This is a genomic window from Rhodococcus sp. PvR044 (genome assembly GCF_040548995.1).
GTDB lineage: Bacteria > Actinomycetota > Actinomycetes > Mycobacteriales > Mycobacteriaceae > Rhodococcus_G > Rhodococcus_G oryzae.
Window position 1 is genome coordinate 219187 of sequence record NZ_JBEPSX010000001.1, and the last position, 14421, is coordinate 233607.

Below are 14421 nucleotides of genomic sequence, written 5' to 3' on the forward strand. Positions count from 1 at the left end.
AGTGAGTTCAGCGTGCTGAACCTGTCCATGCTCCTCGAAGACTCCGCCCGCCGGTACCCCGACCGGGCGGCGCTTGTCCTCGACGGGGAGCGGTTGACCTACGCGCAGCTCGACGCCCGTGCGAACCAGGTGGCAAATCTGTTGACGTCGCGGGGCATCGAGCCGGGAGACCGGGTGGCGCTTTCCTGCCCGAACCTGCCCCAGTTCCCGATCGTCTATTACGGGATCCTCAAGGCCGGTGCGGTCGTCGTCCCGCTCAACGTGATGCTCAAGGGCCGCGAAATCGCCTACCACCTGGCCGATTCGGGCGCGAAGGCGTACTTCTGCTTCGAGGGCACAGCGGACCTGCCGATGGGCGAGTTCGGCCGCGCCGGGTTCGACGCGACGGACGGGTGCAGGCAGATGTACCTGATCACCGCGGAACCAGGCGCGGTGGCACCGGTCGACGGCGTCACCACGCTGACCGCCGCACTCGACGGCGTGTCGACGGAGGCGAAGTCGGTGGTCCGTGAGGCGGGCGACGCCGCGGTGATCCTGTACACCAGCGGCACCACCGGCAAGCCCAAGGGCGCCGAACTCACCCACTCCAACATGGTGATGAACGCTGCGACGGCGAACCGGCTTTTCGACAGCAACCCGGTCCGGCACGACAACTACCTGGTGACCCTCCCGTTGTTCCACTCCTTCGGGCAGACCGTCACCATGAACGCGGGCCTGTCGGTCGGTGCCACCCTGGTGCTGCTGCCCCGATTCGAGGCCGCCGCGGCCCTGCGCCTGATGGTCGACGAGGCCATCACCGTATTCGCAGGGGTCCCGACCATGTACTGGGCCCTGCTCGGCGCGCTCGACGGCACGGTGGACGTCGACCGGATCGCAGGCACCATTCGCCGCGCCATCTCGGGCGGTGCGGCGCTGCCCGTCGAGATCCTGACCCGGTTCGCCGAGCGGTTCGGCGTCCAGATCCTCGAGGGGTACGGGCTGTCCGAGTCCTCCCCGCTGGCCCTCTTCAGCGACCCCGAGCGGGACCCGCGTCCCGGGTCGATCGGCGTGCCGGTCTGGGGCGTCGAGGCGCGGTTGATCGACGACAACTGGAACACCGTGTCGGGCGCCGACGTGGTCGGGGAGATCGCGCTGCGGGGGCACAACATCATGGCGGGCTACCTCGATCGTCCCGAGGCCACCGCCGAGGCGATGCACAACGGATGGTTCCGGACGGGCGACCTCGCCCGCCGCGACGCGGACGGCTTCTACTACATCGTCGACCGTGCCAAGGACCTCATCGTGCGTGGCGGGTTCAACGTCTACCCGCGCGAGATCGAGGAGGTCCTGCTGACCCACGAGGCCGTCTCCCTCGTCGCCGTCATCGGCGTGCCGCACGAGAGCCACGGCGAGGAGATCAAGGCGTTCGTCATCCTCGAGCCGAATGCGCAGATCACCGAGGATGAACTGATCGCCTGGTGCAAGGAACAGATGGCGAGCTACAAGTACCCGCGCTCGATCGAGTTCGCCACCGTCCTGCCCATGACCGCCACCGGCAAGATCCTCAAGCGCGAACTCGCGGCGATGTCCGAACCCGCGCGCTGATCCGGGCACGTCCACCGGCACCGCCCACACGGCGGTGCCGGGCGCTTCCTACGGTGTGAGGCGTGAATGAAACCATCGAGTTCCGCGGGGGAGCGGGGGCCATCGCCGCCGACCGCTGGACATCGGACGACGGGCTGGCCGGCCGCGGTGCGGTCCTGATGCTGCACGGCGGCGGCCAGACCCGTCACTCCTGGAACCGGGCCGCGGCGACCCTGTCGCGCGACGGCTGGACCGTCTACACCCTCGACGCGCGCGGTCACGGCGACAGCGACTGGGCGCCGGACGGCGACTACCGGGTCGACGGCCTGGTCGACGACCTGCGCGGCGTCATCGACCAGCTCGGCGAGATGCCGGTGCTCTTCGGGGCCTCCCTTGGCGGGATGACCGGATTGATCGCCGAGGGTGAGAACCCCGGACTGATGCGTGGCCTGGTCCTTGTCGACATCACGCCCAAGGTGGAACCCGAGGGCGTCAGGCGGATCGCCGACTTCATGCGGGGCAATCCCGACGGATTCGCCAGCCTCGACGAGGTCGCCGACGCGGTGGCCGCCTACCAGCCGCACCGCACCAGGCCGTCGAACATCGAAGGGCTGCGCCGAAACGTCCGGGAACGGTCGAACGGTCGCCTGTACTGGCACTGGGATCCCGCGTTCGCCCGGCCGGGGGGAGTTGGCGACGTCATCACCTCCGACCACCACGGCCGGATGGTCGCGGCGGCGAGGGCCGTCGAGGTGCCCACCCTGCTGGTGCACGGCGGCAAGTCGGACATCGTCAGCACCGACGGGGTCGAGGAGCTGCTCGGGTTGATCCCGCACGCCTCCGCCGTCAACGTCTCCGCTGCGGGGCACATGGTCGCCGGGGACGACAATGCCGTGTTCACCATGGAGGTCGGCGGCTTTCTCGACGGCCTGGCGTAAGTGTTGACGCCGGTGACGGTCATCCAAAAGGATGTAGCTGGCCCCTGACCCTCGGGGCGGTGACGACGCCCGGTTCCGGGCACCAAAAGGAGATACGCAATGGCCTTTGCAGGCAATGTCGATGAGCTGGCTCTGTTGCAGTCGGTGCGACTGAAGGGTTCGGTGTCGGCACCGGTACTGGCCGTGCAGCTCGGGGTCACCGAGTCCTCGGCGCAGGCCGCGCTCGACGCGCTGGTCGCGGCTGGCCGCGCCTCCGATTCCGGCGACGCCGGGGTCTCGCTCACCGACGCGGGGGTGACCGAGCTCGAGGATCAGCTCGACGCCGAGCGCGTCTCCATCGACGAGGACCTGTTCGCGGAGGTCGTCGAGCGCTTCGAGCCGCTCGACGAGGAGTTCGCCGAGCTGACCGAGGATGACATCGATTCGCTCGTCGACCTGGACCGCCGCGCGTCGGACGTGTTCGACGACGTCTCCGCGTACGTGCCCCGCCTGGCCCGCTACCAGGAGCTGCTCGCGGATTCCCTCGACCGGGTGAAGTCGGGCGATTCGTTCTCGGACACCTACGCGGTGGTGTGGTCCGAGCTGCGCCGCGAGATCCTCAGCGCCTCCGCGCAGTAGGCCGACAGTGGCGTGGCTCACGCCACCCCCCTTTCGGGGGTAGTCGTCACGTGAGCCACGTCACTACCTTTCCTCGCAGTCAGTGACGCCCGACCGGGCATCACTCCTGGCTCGAGAAGAGGAACACATGACGACAGTGTCGCCAGTAGAAGGAACGGTGATCGCCGCGCCCCCGCGCACCAGCGTGCGCCGGGTGGCCATCGCGAGTTGCATCGGCACCACCATCGAGTTCTACGACTTCTTCATCTACGGGACGGCAGCGGCGCTGGTGTTCCCGAAGGTGTTCTTCCCGGCATTGGGATCGACAGCAGGAACAGTCGCCTCGTTCGCGACCTTTGCCGTCGCGTTCATCGCCCGGCCCGTCGGCGCGATGCTGTTCGGCCACTACGGCGACCGGATCGGCCGCAAGAAGACCCTGATCTCGACGCTGCTCCTGATGGGCATCTCGACCCTGCTCATCGGTCTGCTGCCGAGCGCCTCCACGATCGGGGTCGCGGCCCCGCTGATCCTCGTGCTGCTCCGTTTCGGGCAGGGCTTCGCGGTCGGCGGCGAGTGGGCAGGCGCGACGCTGTTGACCGCCGAGTACGCACCGCCGGGCAAGCGCGGCCTGTACGCGATGTTCCCGCAGCTCGGCCCCGCCATCGCCTTCATCCTCTCCAGCAGCACCTTCCTCATCACCGGGGCCGTGCTCGGCGACTCGAACGAGGCCTTCCTCACCTGGGGTTGGCGTGTGCCGTTCCTGTTCTCCATCGTCCTGGTCGGCATCGGCCTGTACATGCGCCTCGCCATCGAGGAGACCCCGGTTTTCCGCGCCAACCAGGCGCAGCGGGCACTCGACGGGCCGGACGCGGCGCCCAGGACCCTGCCGTTCCTCGACGCCTGGCGCTACCAGCGCAAGGAGATCCTGCTCTCCGCAGGGGCCCTGGCCACGCTGTTCGCCTTCTTCTACCTCGGCACGGCCTTCCTCACCAGCTACGGAACCAAGACGCTCGGCTTCAGCCGTCCGTTCGTGCTGATGGTCGGCATCGCCTCCGCCGTCGTCTTCGGTATCGCGATCATCGTCTCCGCGCTCTACTCGGACCGGATCGGTCGCCGCAAGGTGATCATGGCGTCCTGCGTCGCCGCGCTGGTCTGGGCGCTTGCCCTGTTCCCCATCCTCGACACCGGATCGCCCGTCGCGTTCGTGATCGGCATGTTCGGCACGCTCGCCATCTTCGGGATCGCCTACGGCCCCTGCGGTGCGCTGCTGCCCGAGATGTTCCAGACGCGGTACCGCTACACCGGCGCGGGCCTGGGCTACAACCTGGCGGGCGTGCTCGGTGGCGCCATCCCGCCGCTGATCGCCGCGCCGCTCGCCTCCACCTACGGCAGCTTCGCGATCGGTCTGATGCTCGCCGGACTGTCGGTGCTGAGCTTCTTCTGCACCAAGGCGCTGGTCGAGACCAAGGATCACGCGCTCTAGCCACCCGCGGGCGGGGTGTCCGGACCTTGGACAGTTACGGTCACCCCGCACCGCCGACTATGTCGTAAGTCACATCCGCACGAGTAGGTTCGACCACGGGAGGGCCCGCACCGGCGGGCCCTCCCCGAGGCGCTCACCGGCGCCCAGGAGAGGAATCACATGAGCACCGCACTGCCCAGCTACGCCTCGGGAGTCTGGGATGCCCCCATGCTGGGCGACACCATCGGGGACAACTTCGATCGGACGGTCGCGGCGCACGGCGACCGTGACGCGCTCGTGGACCGGCCCTCAGACAGGCGATGGACCTATGCCGAGCTGGCCGCCGACGTGAACGGTGTCGCGGCGGGCCTGCTGCAGCGCGGGGTCGGCATGGGTGACCGGGTGGGCATCTGGGCCCCGAACTGCCCGGAGTGGACGCTGATCCAGTTCGCCACCGCGAAGATCGGCGCGATCCTGGTGAACATCAACCCCGCCTACCGGTCGCACGAATTGCAGTACGTGCTCGAGCAGGCGGGCATCAAGATGCTGGTGGCCGCGCCGAGCTTCAAGACCTCCGATTACGCCGGGATGATCGAGACCGTCCGGCCGCAGTGCGCCGACCTGGAATCGGTGATCCTGCTCGGCAGCACGGATTGGCAGGCGCTGGTCACGGACGGGACCGCAGCCCAGTCCGCCGACCCGTCGAGGCTGGCGACGGCGCAGTCCGCACTCTCCGCGGACGACCCGATCAACATCCAATACACCTCGGGTACAACGGGATTCCCGAAGGGTGCGACGCTCAGTCACCACAACATCCTCAACAACGGATTCTTCGTCGGCGAGCTGTGCCATTACACCGAGGCGGACCGGGTGTGCATCCCGGTGCCGTTCTACCACTGCTTCGGCATGGTGATGGGCAACCTCGCGTGCACCACCCACGGCGCGACCATGGTGATCCCCGGCCCCGCGTTCGATCCGAAGGCCACCCTCGAGGCCGTGCAGGCCGAGCGGTGCACCTCCCTGTACGGGGTGCCGACGATGTTCATCGCCGAGCTCGCCGACCCGGACTTCGCGAGCTACGACCTGTCCAGCCTGCGCACCGGGATCATGGCCGGTTCGCCGTGCCCGGTCGAGGTGATGAAGCAGGTGATCGAGCAGATGGGAATGGCGGAGGTGTCCATCTGTTACGGCATGACCGAGACCTCGCCGGTCTCGCTGCAGACCCGATCCGACGACACGATCGAGCAGCGGGTGTCCACCGTCGGCCGGGTGGGTCCGCACCTGGAGGTGAAGATCGTCGACCCGGCGACGGGGCTGACGCTGCCCCGGGGACAGGCGGGCGAGCTGTGCACGCGCGGGTACTCGGTGATGCTCGGCTACTGGGAGAACACCCCGGAGAAGCCTGCCGGAGCGGAGCCTGCGGAGCGACCATACAAACTGGGGCCCATCGACACCGCACGGTGGATGCACACCGGCGACATCGGAGTGATGGACGCCGACGGCTACGTCGCCATCACCGGCCGGATCAAGGACATGGTGATCCGCGGTGGCGAGAACATCTATCCCCGCGAGATCGAGGAATTCCTCTACTCGCATCCGGACATCCTCGACGCCCAGGTGATCGGCGTGCCGGACGCGAAGTACGGCGAGGAACTGATGGTGTGGATCCGGATGCGTGAGGGCGCGCCGGAGCTGGACGCGGACTCGGTGCGGGCCTTCTGCGCGGGGAAGCTGGCGCACTACAAGATCCCGAAGTACGTCCACGTCGTGGACGAGTTCCCGATGACGGTGACCGGCAAGATCCGCAAGATCGACATGCGCGAGCAGTCCGTCGAGTTGATCGGGCGGGGCTAGGCGGGCCGGCTGATGAACCCCGGCGAGACGAGCGGGCGGGAACCGGTCCGGCCCGAGATAGCGCTGTCCTGGAAGCGATCCGCGTTGAGTGGCGTCGGCCCGGGGGACGGCTTCGACGCTGACCCGGCAACCGACCTGGACCTCTCCAGCCGATTGCTGCGGGCCGCGCGCCCGATCCTCGACGAGGTTGCGATCCAGATCGCGGGCACCGGGCTGTGCCTCCTGCTCGCCGACCGGGACTGCCGGATCGTGGCGCGGGTGTTCGACAACCATCAGGTCGAGCGGAAGATGGAGAAGCTCGGCGCGGTGATCGGCTCGAGGTTCGGTGAGGACACCGCGGGCACCAACGCGATCGGTACCCCGGTCGAGGTGCGGCGCGGAATCGTCATCAACGGCGAGGAGCACTACCTGGAGCGCCTGAAGGGGCTGAGCTGCTACGGGCATCCGATCCTGCATCCGGTGACGCACAGGGTCGAGGGGATCCTGGACATGACCTGCATTGCCCCGCGGGCGAACTCGCTGTTCGCGCCCTTTCTGCAGCGCGCCGCGGCGGACATCGAGCGGCGCCTGCTCGAGGGTTCGCGGGCGTCGGAGCAGCGGTTGGTGGACGCCTTCCAGCGGGTATCGCCGCAACGCCATGTCGCCGTCGCCGCGATCGGCGAGGACATCCTGCTGAGCAACCGGACCGCGCTCGATCTCCTCGACGTGGCCGACCACGCCGCGCTGCGCGGGCTCGCGGCCGACCTTTTGCCGGACCAATCGCGCACGGTGAACCTCGAACTGGCCTCCGGCCAGCTGGCGAAGGTGCAGGCCGACCGGATCGCCGGAACGAACGGGGGCACACTGTTTCTGGTCGAGCAGGTGCACCGACAGCACGTGCCGATCAGGCGCCGCGCCGACCGTGCGGGGGTCGTGGACCGGGCGCGCTCGGAATTGCGACGGGTGCGCGCGACCGCCGAGTCCGTTGCGATCGTCGGCGAGTCCGGTTCGGGCCGCACCACGGCCGTGCGCGATCTCGCAGGCGTCGACGCCGTGCACTGGACGGATGCCTCGCGGATACCGATAGTCGGGCAGGGTCGATGGTTGTCGGCGCTGCTGGAGCAGGCATCGACGTCGGGTGGCGTGCTGGCCGTCGAACACGCGCACCTGTTGCCCGCGTCGATACTTCCCGTGGTCACGGACCTCCTGGTCGCCGAGGGCGGACCTCGGATGGTGCTGACGAGCAGCCCGATCGAGGAACTCCCCCCGGCCGCGGCGGCGATGATCGCGCGGTGCCCCGAGCGCATCGCGGTGCCCCCGCTCCGTCAGCGGCTCGGCGAACTGCCGGAGATCGCCCAGGCGATGCTCGACGAGATCGAGCCCGGGCTGAGCCTGACCTCGACCGCGCTCGAGGCACTGGTGGCAGGGGAGTGGCCGGGCAACCTGACCGAGTTGCGGGTGGTGCTGACCAGGACGGCGCGCGACCGCGCGAGCACCAGGCTCGGGCTCGCGGATCTGCCCGATGCGTACCGGACCAGCTCGCGCGTCTCCCGCCTCGCGGGCCGCGAGCGTGCGGAACGCCAGGCGATCATCGATGCATTGCAGGAATGCGGCGGAAACAAGGTGCATGCCGCCGCGAAGCTCGGAATCAGCCGTAGCACACTGTATTCGAGAATCCGTGCGCTCGAGGTGACGCCCTAGGGCTGTCCGGAAGTCGCACAGTTATCCGTATCGGAACCGGCGAAGTATGGCGTGCATCACACACCAACTCTCGCAGGAGGAACCGATGACGGCGATCGCCGATTTCCCGCTCAAGACCGAGGTGCAGGGGTTCTTGACCGGCGGCCCGAAGAAGCTGCTGATCGGCGGCGAATGGACCCCGGCCGCCTCGGGTCGCACCTTCCCGACCTACGACCCCGCGACCGGGAACGCGCTGACCGAGGTCGCACATGGTCAGGCCGAGGACGTCGACCGGGCGGTTCGCGCCGCGCGGGTGGCGTTCGACGACGGCCCGTGGCCCGGCATGAAGCCGAACGAGCGCGAGCGCCTGCTCTGGCGCGTCGGCGACATCCTCAGCGAGCGGGCCGAGGAGTTCGGTCAGCTCGAGGCGCTCGACAACGGCAAGTCGGCGGGCATCGCGTCCGCGGTGGATGTCGCCTGGGCCGCGGACGTGTTCCGCTATTACGCCGGCTGGGCAACCAAGATCGAGGGCAGCACGGTCAACGTGTCGATGCCCTTTGCGCCGGGTGCCCAGTTCCACGCCTACACGTTGCGCGAGCCGGTGGGTGTGTGCGGGCTGATCGTGCCGTGGAACTTCCCGCTGCTGATGGCCTCGTGGAAGCTGGCGCCCGCACTCGCCGCAGGTAACACCGTCATCCTCAAGCCCGCCGAGCAGACGCCGCTGACGGCGCTATTGCTCGGTGATGTGTTCCAGGAGGCAGGCTTCCCGCCCGGCGTCGTGAACATCATCAGCGGATTCGGCGACGCGGGCGCCGCGCTGTCCGCGCACGACGACGTCGACAAGATCGCCTTCACCGGCTCGACCGAGGTCGGGAAGAAGATCGTCGAGGCCGCCAAGGGCAACCTGAAGAAGGTCTCCCTCGAGCTCGGCGGCAAAAGCCCGAACATCGTCTTCGCGGACGCCGATTTCGATGCCGCCGTGGAGGGTTCGCTCAATGCCTGGCTCTTCAACCACGGTCAGTGCTGTGTCGCCGGGACGCGGCTGTTCGTCGAGGACAGGATCTTCGACGAGTTCACCCAGGCGGTCGCCGACGCGGCGAGCCAGGTGAAGATCGGACCCGGTCTCGACCCGGCGACCCAACTGGGCCCGCTCGTCTCGCAGGAACAGTTCGACAAGGTGACCGGCTACCTGCGCGAGGGCCTCGCGGACGGCGCCCGGGCGCTGACCGGCGGCAAGCGGTGGGGCGAGACCGGTTACTTCGTCGAGCCGACCGTCTTCGTGGACGTCAAGCCGGAGTTCAGCATCGTCCGCGAGGAGATCTTCGGCCCCGTGGTCGCGGCGCTGCCGTTCAACGCCGAGGCCGGCGTCGCCGCTGCCGCGAACGACTCGATCTACGGCCTGGCCGCGGGAATCTGGACCCGCGACATCTCCAAGGCGCACCGCACCGCGCGGCAGATCAAGGCCGGCTCCGTGTGGATCAACCAGTACAACGGCTTCGACACCGCGATGCCCTTCGGTGGATACAAGCAGTCCGGCTGGGGCCGCGAGCTGGGGGCGGCCGGACTCGACGCCTACACGATCACCAAGTCCGTCAACATCGCGCTCTGACAACAACTTACGAGGAGAAACCATGAAGACGACCGCAGCCGTGCTCCTGGAGCCCGGAAAGCCGTTCGAGTTGATGGAGCTCGATCTGGACGGCCCCGGCCCCGGTGAGGTGTTGATCAAGTACACCGCCGCTGGCCTGTGCCACTCGGACCTACACCTGACGGACGGTGACCTGCCGCCGCGCTATCCGATCGTCGGTGGGCACGAGGGATCGGGGATCATCGAGGAAGTCGGGCCGGGCGTCACGAAGGTCAAGCCCGGCGACCACGTGGTGTGCAGCTTCATCCCGAACTGTGGCACCTGCCGCTACTGCTCGACGGGCAGGCAGAACCTCTGCGACATGGGTGCCACCATCCTGGAGGGTTCGATGCCGGACGGCACCTTCCGGTTCCACTCCAAGGGAACCGATTTCGGTGCCATGTGCATGCTCGGCACGTTCGCCGAGCGGGCCACCATCTCGCAGCACTCGGTGGTCAAGGTGGACGACTGGCTGCCGTTGGAGACCGCGGTGCTGGTCGGCTGCGGGGTCCCCTCGGGGTGGGGAACCGCGGTCAACGCGGGCAACCTGCACGCGGGTGACACCGCCGTCATCTACGGCATCGGCGGCCTTGGCATCAACGCCGTGCAGGGAGCGGTCAGCGCGGGCTGCAAGTACGTGGTCGTCGTCGATCCGGTGGCCCTCAAGCGCGAGACCGCGCTGAAGTTCGGCGCCACCCATGCCTTCGCCGACGCGGCGAGTGCCGCCGAGAAGGTGAACGAACTGACCTGGGGCCAGGGCGCCGACGCCGCCCTGATCCTGGTCGGCACCGTGGACGCGGAGGTCGTGTCCGCGGCGACCGCGGTGATCGGCAAGGGCGGCACCGTCGTCATCACGGGGCTGGCCGATCCGGCGAAGCTCACCGTGCAGGTGTCCGGCTGCGACCTGACGCTGAACCAGAAGACCATCAAGGGCTCGCTGTTCGGGTCCATGAATCCGCAGTACGACATCGTCAAGCTGCTGCGGCTCTACGACGCGGGTCAGCTCAAGCTCGACGAGCTGATCACCACGCAGTACCGCCTCGAGGACGTCAATCAGGGTTACGAGGATCTACGCAGCGGCAAGAACATCCGCGGGGTGATCGTGCACGCCTGACCGGTGACGCCGGTTCCCCCGACCGGCCGTGCACCGAGTGCCCCGCTCTCCGGACCACAGGAGAGCGGGGCACCGCCGGTCTGGGGCGGCAGGGGTTCCTCCGACGACGTCACCGTGTCACTATCAAGATCGACAACCCAGCACGCGATCGCGCGACTGAGGTGGCACGAGAGGAGCCCACAATGATCGGCGACATCATCGGCACCATCATCTTCGGCGCGGTCATCGGCGTGCTCGCACGCCTGGTGATCCCTGGCAAGCAGGCAATGGGATGGGTCATCACCGTCCTGCTCGGCATCGCCGGTGCACTCATCGGGTACTGGATCTGGGGCATGATCAGCGACACCGGCGACACGAAGGGCATCGACTGGTGGCGCTGGATCATCAGCATCGCGGCAGCGGCCGTGCTGACCCTCGGTTACACCGCGCTGACGAGGAAGGAGTAGCCGCGACCGGCGTGCCGCCGCGGCGTCTGCGGCCGACCCCATCCGGGTAGGGACTCAGTGGTAGTCGATGTCGGGCGCCGAACGTTTGTCTACGCGGTGCTACTCGCGGCCCTGGCCGGCTACGTCGATGCCATGGGGTACATCACCCTTGGCGGGTTCTTCGTCTCGTTCATGAGCGGGAACTCCACTCGCATGGCGGTCGGTGCGGTCGACGGCCACTGGCATGTCGCCGCGGTCGGCGCCGCGGTCATCGGGCTGTTCGTGCTCGGTGTGGTGCTGGGTTCGGTGTTGGGGCGGATTGCTCACGCGCGCCGCAGATCGATTGTGATGTGCCTCGTCGCGGGCCTGCTGGTTGCGGCGGTGACGGCCTCGGCTATCGGCCCGCGGCAGGTCGTGGTCGCCGCGCTTGCGTTGGCGATGGGGGCGGAGAACACCGTGTTCGAGCGGACGGGCGAGTCCTCGATCAGCCTCACCTACATGACCGGCACGCTGGTCAAGCTGGGGCAGCGCATCGCCGCGGCGCTGACCGGCGGGCCGCGGTGGGAGTGGGTACGGTTCGCCGGGCTGTGGCTCGGCCTGGTGCTCGGGGTGGCCGCGGGCGCGGCGGTGCACCGCGGGGTCGGGCTGGCCGGCCTGTGGGCCGCGGTCGCGTTGGCGCTGCTGCTCGCGGTGATGTTTGCGCGGGATCGCCTCAGCGCGGCGCGTGACATCCCGTCGATCGGGCCGTAGGCCGGAGCCGGCCGCGCACAGCTTTTGTTGAGAACGCACAGGATTTGGCGCCCCAAAGGGGGTGCGACCTTGTGAAGGGGTGTGCGTCCTCACGGCGAGGGCGCCGAGGCCTCAGACCCCAGGAGCCAGCGCCGCCGCAGTCATCGCGCGCAGCACCGCCCTGGTGTGGGCGGGAGCGGACGGGTTCACGCTGTGCGGGGTGGAGTTGATCAGGCCGAACGTCGCGTGCGCCTTGATCCGGGCATCCGACTCCGCCAGGTCCGCGTCGACCTTCCGGAGGACCTCGACCCACACCTCGACGTAGCGGCGCTGGAACTGCCGGACCTGCCTGCGCTCGGCCGCGGGCAGCGACTCCAGGTCGCGGTCCTGCACTCGAATGAGGTCGGGCTCGCCGAGCGCGAAGTCGAGGTGGAACTCGATCAGGCCGGCGAGCGCCTCGTCCGGGGTCGAGGCCACGTCGGCGACGGAGATACCGCCCTCGAGCAGGCGACGGCTGATGTCGACCAGCAGTTCGACCAGCAGCGCCTCCTTGTTGGGGAAGTGCCGGTAGACGGCGGGGCCGCTGATCCCGACCGCGGATCCGAGGTCCTCGAGGCGAACCCCGGCGAAACCACGCTCGGCGATCAGGCGGGCGGCGGCCTGCAGGAGCTGCCGACGGCGATCTGCTTTCGCGCGGCCGCGCTTGGTCAGCGCCGAATCATCGGTTGTCACGTCGGCACCTCCCTTCAACCTGTGGGTCTGGACAACTCAGTTAATCATAGTTATCTTAGATTCGGTTATTGGCAATTAACTGACCGCGAACCGATCTGAGCAGACAGGGCGACGACATGACCATCGACGGGGAGCGCAACCGGGGCGAGCACGTACGCCTGGTGACCGAGCTGCGCGAGCGACTCGCGACCGCTGCGCTCGGCGGCAGTGAGCAATCGCGACAACGCCACGTGAGCAGGGGCAAGCTGCTGCCGCGCGAGCGGGTGGACACCCTGCTGGATCCGGGCAGCCCGTTCCTCGAGTTCTCGCCGCTGGCCGCGAACGGCATGTACGACGACGAGTGCCCCGGCGCGGGCGTGATCGCCGGCATCGGTCGGGTCTCCGGTCGCGAGTGCGTCATCGTGGCCAACGACGCCACCGTCAAGGGTGGCACCTACTACCCGATGAGCGTGAAGAAGCACCTGCGCGCGCAGGAGATCGCGCTGCAGAACAACCTGCCGTGCCTCTACCTGGTCGACTCCGGCGGCGCCTTCCTGCCCCGCCAGGACGACGTCTTCCCCGATCGCGAGCACTTCGGGCGCATCTTCTTCAACCAGGCCAACCTGAGCGCCAAGGGCGTCCCGCAGATCGCCGCGGTGATGGGCTCCTGCACCGCGGGCGGCGCCTACGTCCCCGCGATGAGCGACGAGGCCGTCATCGTGCGCAACCAGGGCACCATCTTCCTCGGTGGCCCGCCGCTGGTGAAGGCCGCGACCGGCGAGGTCGTCACGGCCGAGGACCTGGGCGGAGGTGACCTGCACTCGAAGGTCTCCGGCGTCACCGATCACCTCGCGGAGGACGATCAGGACGCGCTGCGCATCGTGCGGCGGATCGTCGCGACCTTCGGCCCGCGCACGGACCGGCCATGGGACGTGATCCCGACGGTCGAGCCGACCGCGCCGCAGGCGGAGCTCTACGACGTCGTCCCGACGGACCCGCGCACCCCGTACGACGTGCACGAGGTGATCACCCGGATCGTGGACGGTGGCGCCGGCGGTGCCGGCAATGGATCCGGCTTCCAGGAGTTCAAGGCGGAGTACGGCAAGACCCTGGTCACCGGCTTCGCCCACATCCACGGACACCCGGTCGGCATCGTCGCCAACAACGGCGTGCTCTTCGCCGAGTCCGCGATGAAGGGCGCCCACTTCATCGAGCTGTGCGACAAGCGCAGCGTGCCGCTGCTGTTCCTGCAGAACATCGCAGGGTTCATGGTCGGCCGCGATTACGAGGCGGGCGGCATCGCCAAGCACGGCGCCAAGATGGTGACCGCGGTGGCGTGCGCACGCGTCCCGAAGCTCACCGTGGTGATCGGCGGCTCCTACGGCGCGGGCAACTACTCGATGTGTGGCCGCGCCTACTCGCCCCGGTTCCTGTGGATGTGGCCGAACGCGCGGATCTCGGTGATGGGCGGCGAGCAGGCGGCCTCGGTGCTGGCCACCGTCCGCAGCGACCAGCTCGACGCCTCGGGCAAGCCCTGGTCCGCCGAGGACGAGGAGTCCTTCAAGGCGCCGATCCGGGCGCAGTACGAGGCACAGGGCAACCCCTACTATTCGACCGCCCGACTGTGGGACGATGGAATCATCGACCCCGCGGACACCAGAACTGTTCTAGGACTGGCACTTTCGGCGTGCGCTCAGGCGCCACTCGAGCCGGTCTCCTACGGCGTCTTCAGGATGTGAGTG

Annotated in this window: 12 protein-coding genes; 11 read left to right on the plus strand and 1 reads right to left on the minus strand. The window is 68.5% G+C overall.

Annotated features, from left to right (window positions below; translation table 11 throughout):
• Positions 1–12: 12 nt before the first annotated feature.
• From ABIC28_RS01135 to ABIC28_RS01180, 10 genes are all read left to right on the plus strand, one after another.
• Complete coding sequence (locus ABIC28_RS01135) at positions 13–1584, plus strand: long-chain-fatty-acid--CoA ligase (RefSeq protein ID WP_097211024.1); 1572 nt, start codon at positions 13–15, stop codon at positions 1582–1584.
• 62 nt (positions 1585–1646) lie between these two features.
• Positions 1647–2501, plus strand: a complete 855-nt coding sequence (locus ABIC28_RS01140) for an alpha/beta fold hydrolase (RefSeq protein ID WP_257017277.1) — start codon at positions 1647–1649, stop codon at positions 2499–2501.
• A 99-nt stretch (positions 2502–2600) separates the two neighbouring features.
• Positions 2601–3119: a winged helix DNA-binding protein gene (locus ABIC28_RS01145; RefSeq protein WP_097211025.1), complete on the plus strand. Its 519-nt coding sequence runs from the start codon at positions 2601–2603 to the stop codon at positions 3117–3119.
• 127 nt (positions 3120–3246) lie between these two features.
• Positions 3247–4581 carry an MFS transporter gene (locus ABIC28_RS01150; RefSeq protein WP_097211026.1) on the plus strand — a complete coding sequence of 445 codons (1335 nt, stop codon included), beginning with the start codon at positions 3247–3249 and terminating at the stop codon, positions 4579–4581.
• A 159-nt stretch (positions 4582–4740) separates the two neighbouring features.
• Positions 4741–6414, plus strand: a complete 1674-nt coding sequence (locus ABIC28_RS01155) for an AMP-binding protein (protein ID WP_097211027.1) — start codon at positions 4741–4743, stop codon at positions 6412–6414.
• 12 nt (positions 6415–6426) lie between these two features.
• A complete protein-coding gene (locus ABIC28_RS01160) occupies positions 6427–8094 on the plus strand; it encodes a sigma-54-dependent Fis family transcriptional regulator (protein ID WP_097211028.1) in 1668 nt (555 codons plus the stop codon).
• 85 nt (positions 8095–8179) lie between these two features.
• The gene (locus tag ABIC28_RS01165) at positions 8180–9682 is read left to right on the plus strand and encodes an aldehyde dehydrogenase family protein (RefSeq protein ID WP_354577172.1); all 1503 of its coding nucleotides are present in this window, start codon (positions 8180–8182) and stop codon (positions 9680–9682) included.
• 22 nt (positions 9683–9704) lie between these two features.
• Entirely contained in the window at positions 9705–10814 is a 1110-nt protein-coding gene (locus ABIC28_RS01170) for an NDMA-dependent alcohol dehydrogenase (protein ID WP_097211029.1), read from the plus strand.
• Positions 10815–10996: 182 nt separating this feature from the next.
• The gene (locus tag ABIC28_RS01175; RefSeq protein ID WP_179800489.1) at positions 10997–11260 is read left to right on the plus strand and encodes a GlsB/YeaQ/YmgE family stress response membrane protein; all 264 of its coding nucleotides are present in this window, start codon (positions 10997–10999) and stop codon (positions 11258–11260) included.
• A gap of 57 nt (positions 11261–11317) precedes the next feature.
• The gene (locus ABIC28_RS01180) at positions 11318–11989 is read left to right on the plus strand and encodes a YoaK family protein (RefSeq protein ID WP_209928692.1); all 672 of its coding nucleotides are present in this window, start codon (positions 11318–11320) and stop codon (positions 11987–11989) included.
• Positions 11990–12100: 111 nt separating this feature from the next.
• On the opposite strand, the gene ABIC28_RS01185 is transcribed toward ABIC28_RS01180, so the two are convergent.
• The gene (locus ABIC28_RS01185; protein ID WP_097211031.1) at positions 12101–12700 is read right to left on the minus strand and encodes an SACE_7040 family transcriptional regulator; all 600 of its coding nucleotides are present in this window, start codon (positions 12698–12700) and stop codon (positions 12101–12103) included.
• 116 nt (positions 12701–12816) lie between these two features.
• Between ABIC28_RS01185 and ABIC28_RS01190 the strand changes: the two genes are divergently transcribed.
• Positions 12817–14418: a carboxyl transferase domain-containing protein gene (locus tag ABIC28_RS01190; RefSeq protein ID WP_097211032.1), complete on the plus strand. Its 1602-nt coding sequence runs from the start codon at positions 12817–12819 to the stop codon at positions 14416–14418.
• The last annotated feature ends 3 nt before the right edge of the window (positions 14419–14421 follow it).

Bases quoted from the DNA above. Each gene is read 5' to 3' on its own strand.
- ABIC28_RS01145 (WP_097211025.1), top strand. From the start codon at position 2,601: ATGGCCTTTGCAGGCAATGTCGATGAGCTGGCTCTGTTGCAGTCGGTG.
- ABIC28_RS01150 (WP_097211026.1), top strand. From the start codon at position 3,247: ATGACGACAGTGTCGCCAGTAGAAGGAACGGTGATCGCCGCGCCCCCG.
- ABIC28_RS01155 (WP_097211027.1), top strand. From the start codon at position 4,741: ATGAGCACCGCACTGCCCAGCTACGCCTCGGGAGTCTGGGATGCCCCC.
- ABIC28_RS01160 (WP_097211028.1), top strand. From the start codon at position 6,427: ATGAACCCCGGCGAGACGAGCGGGCGGGAACCGGTCCGGCCCGAGATA.
- ABIC28_RS01165 (WP_354577172.1), top strand. From the start codon at position 8,180: ATGACGGCGATCGCCGATTTCCCGCTCAAGACCGAGGTGCAGGGGTTC.
- ABIC28_RS01170 (WP_097211029.1), top strand. From the start codon at position 9,705: ATGAAGACGACCGCAGCCGTGCTCCTGGAGCCCGGAAAGCCGTTCGAG.
- ABIC28_RS01175 (WP_179800489.1), top strand. From the start codon at position 10,997: ATGATCGGCGACATCATCGGCACCATCATCTTCGGCGCGGTCATCGGC.
- ABIC28_RS01190 (WP_097211032.1), top strand. From the start codon at position 12,817: ATGACCATCGACGGGGAGCGCAACCGGGGCGAGCACGTACGCCTGGTG.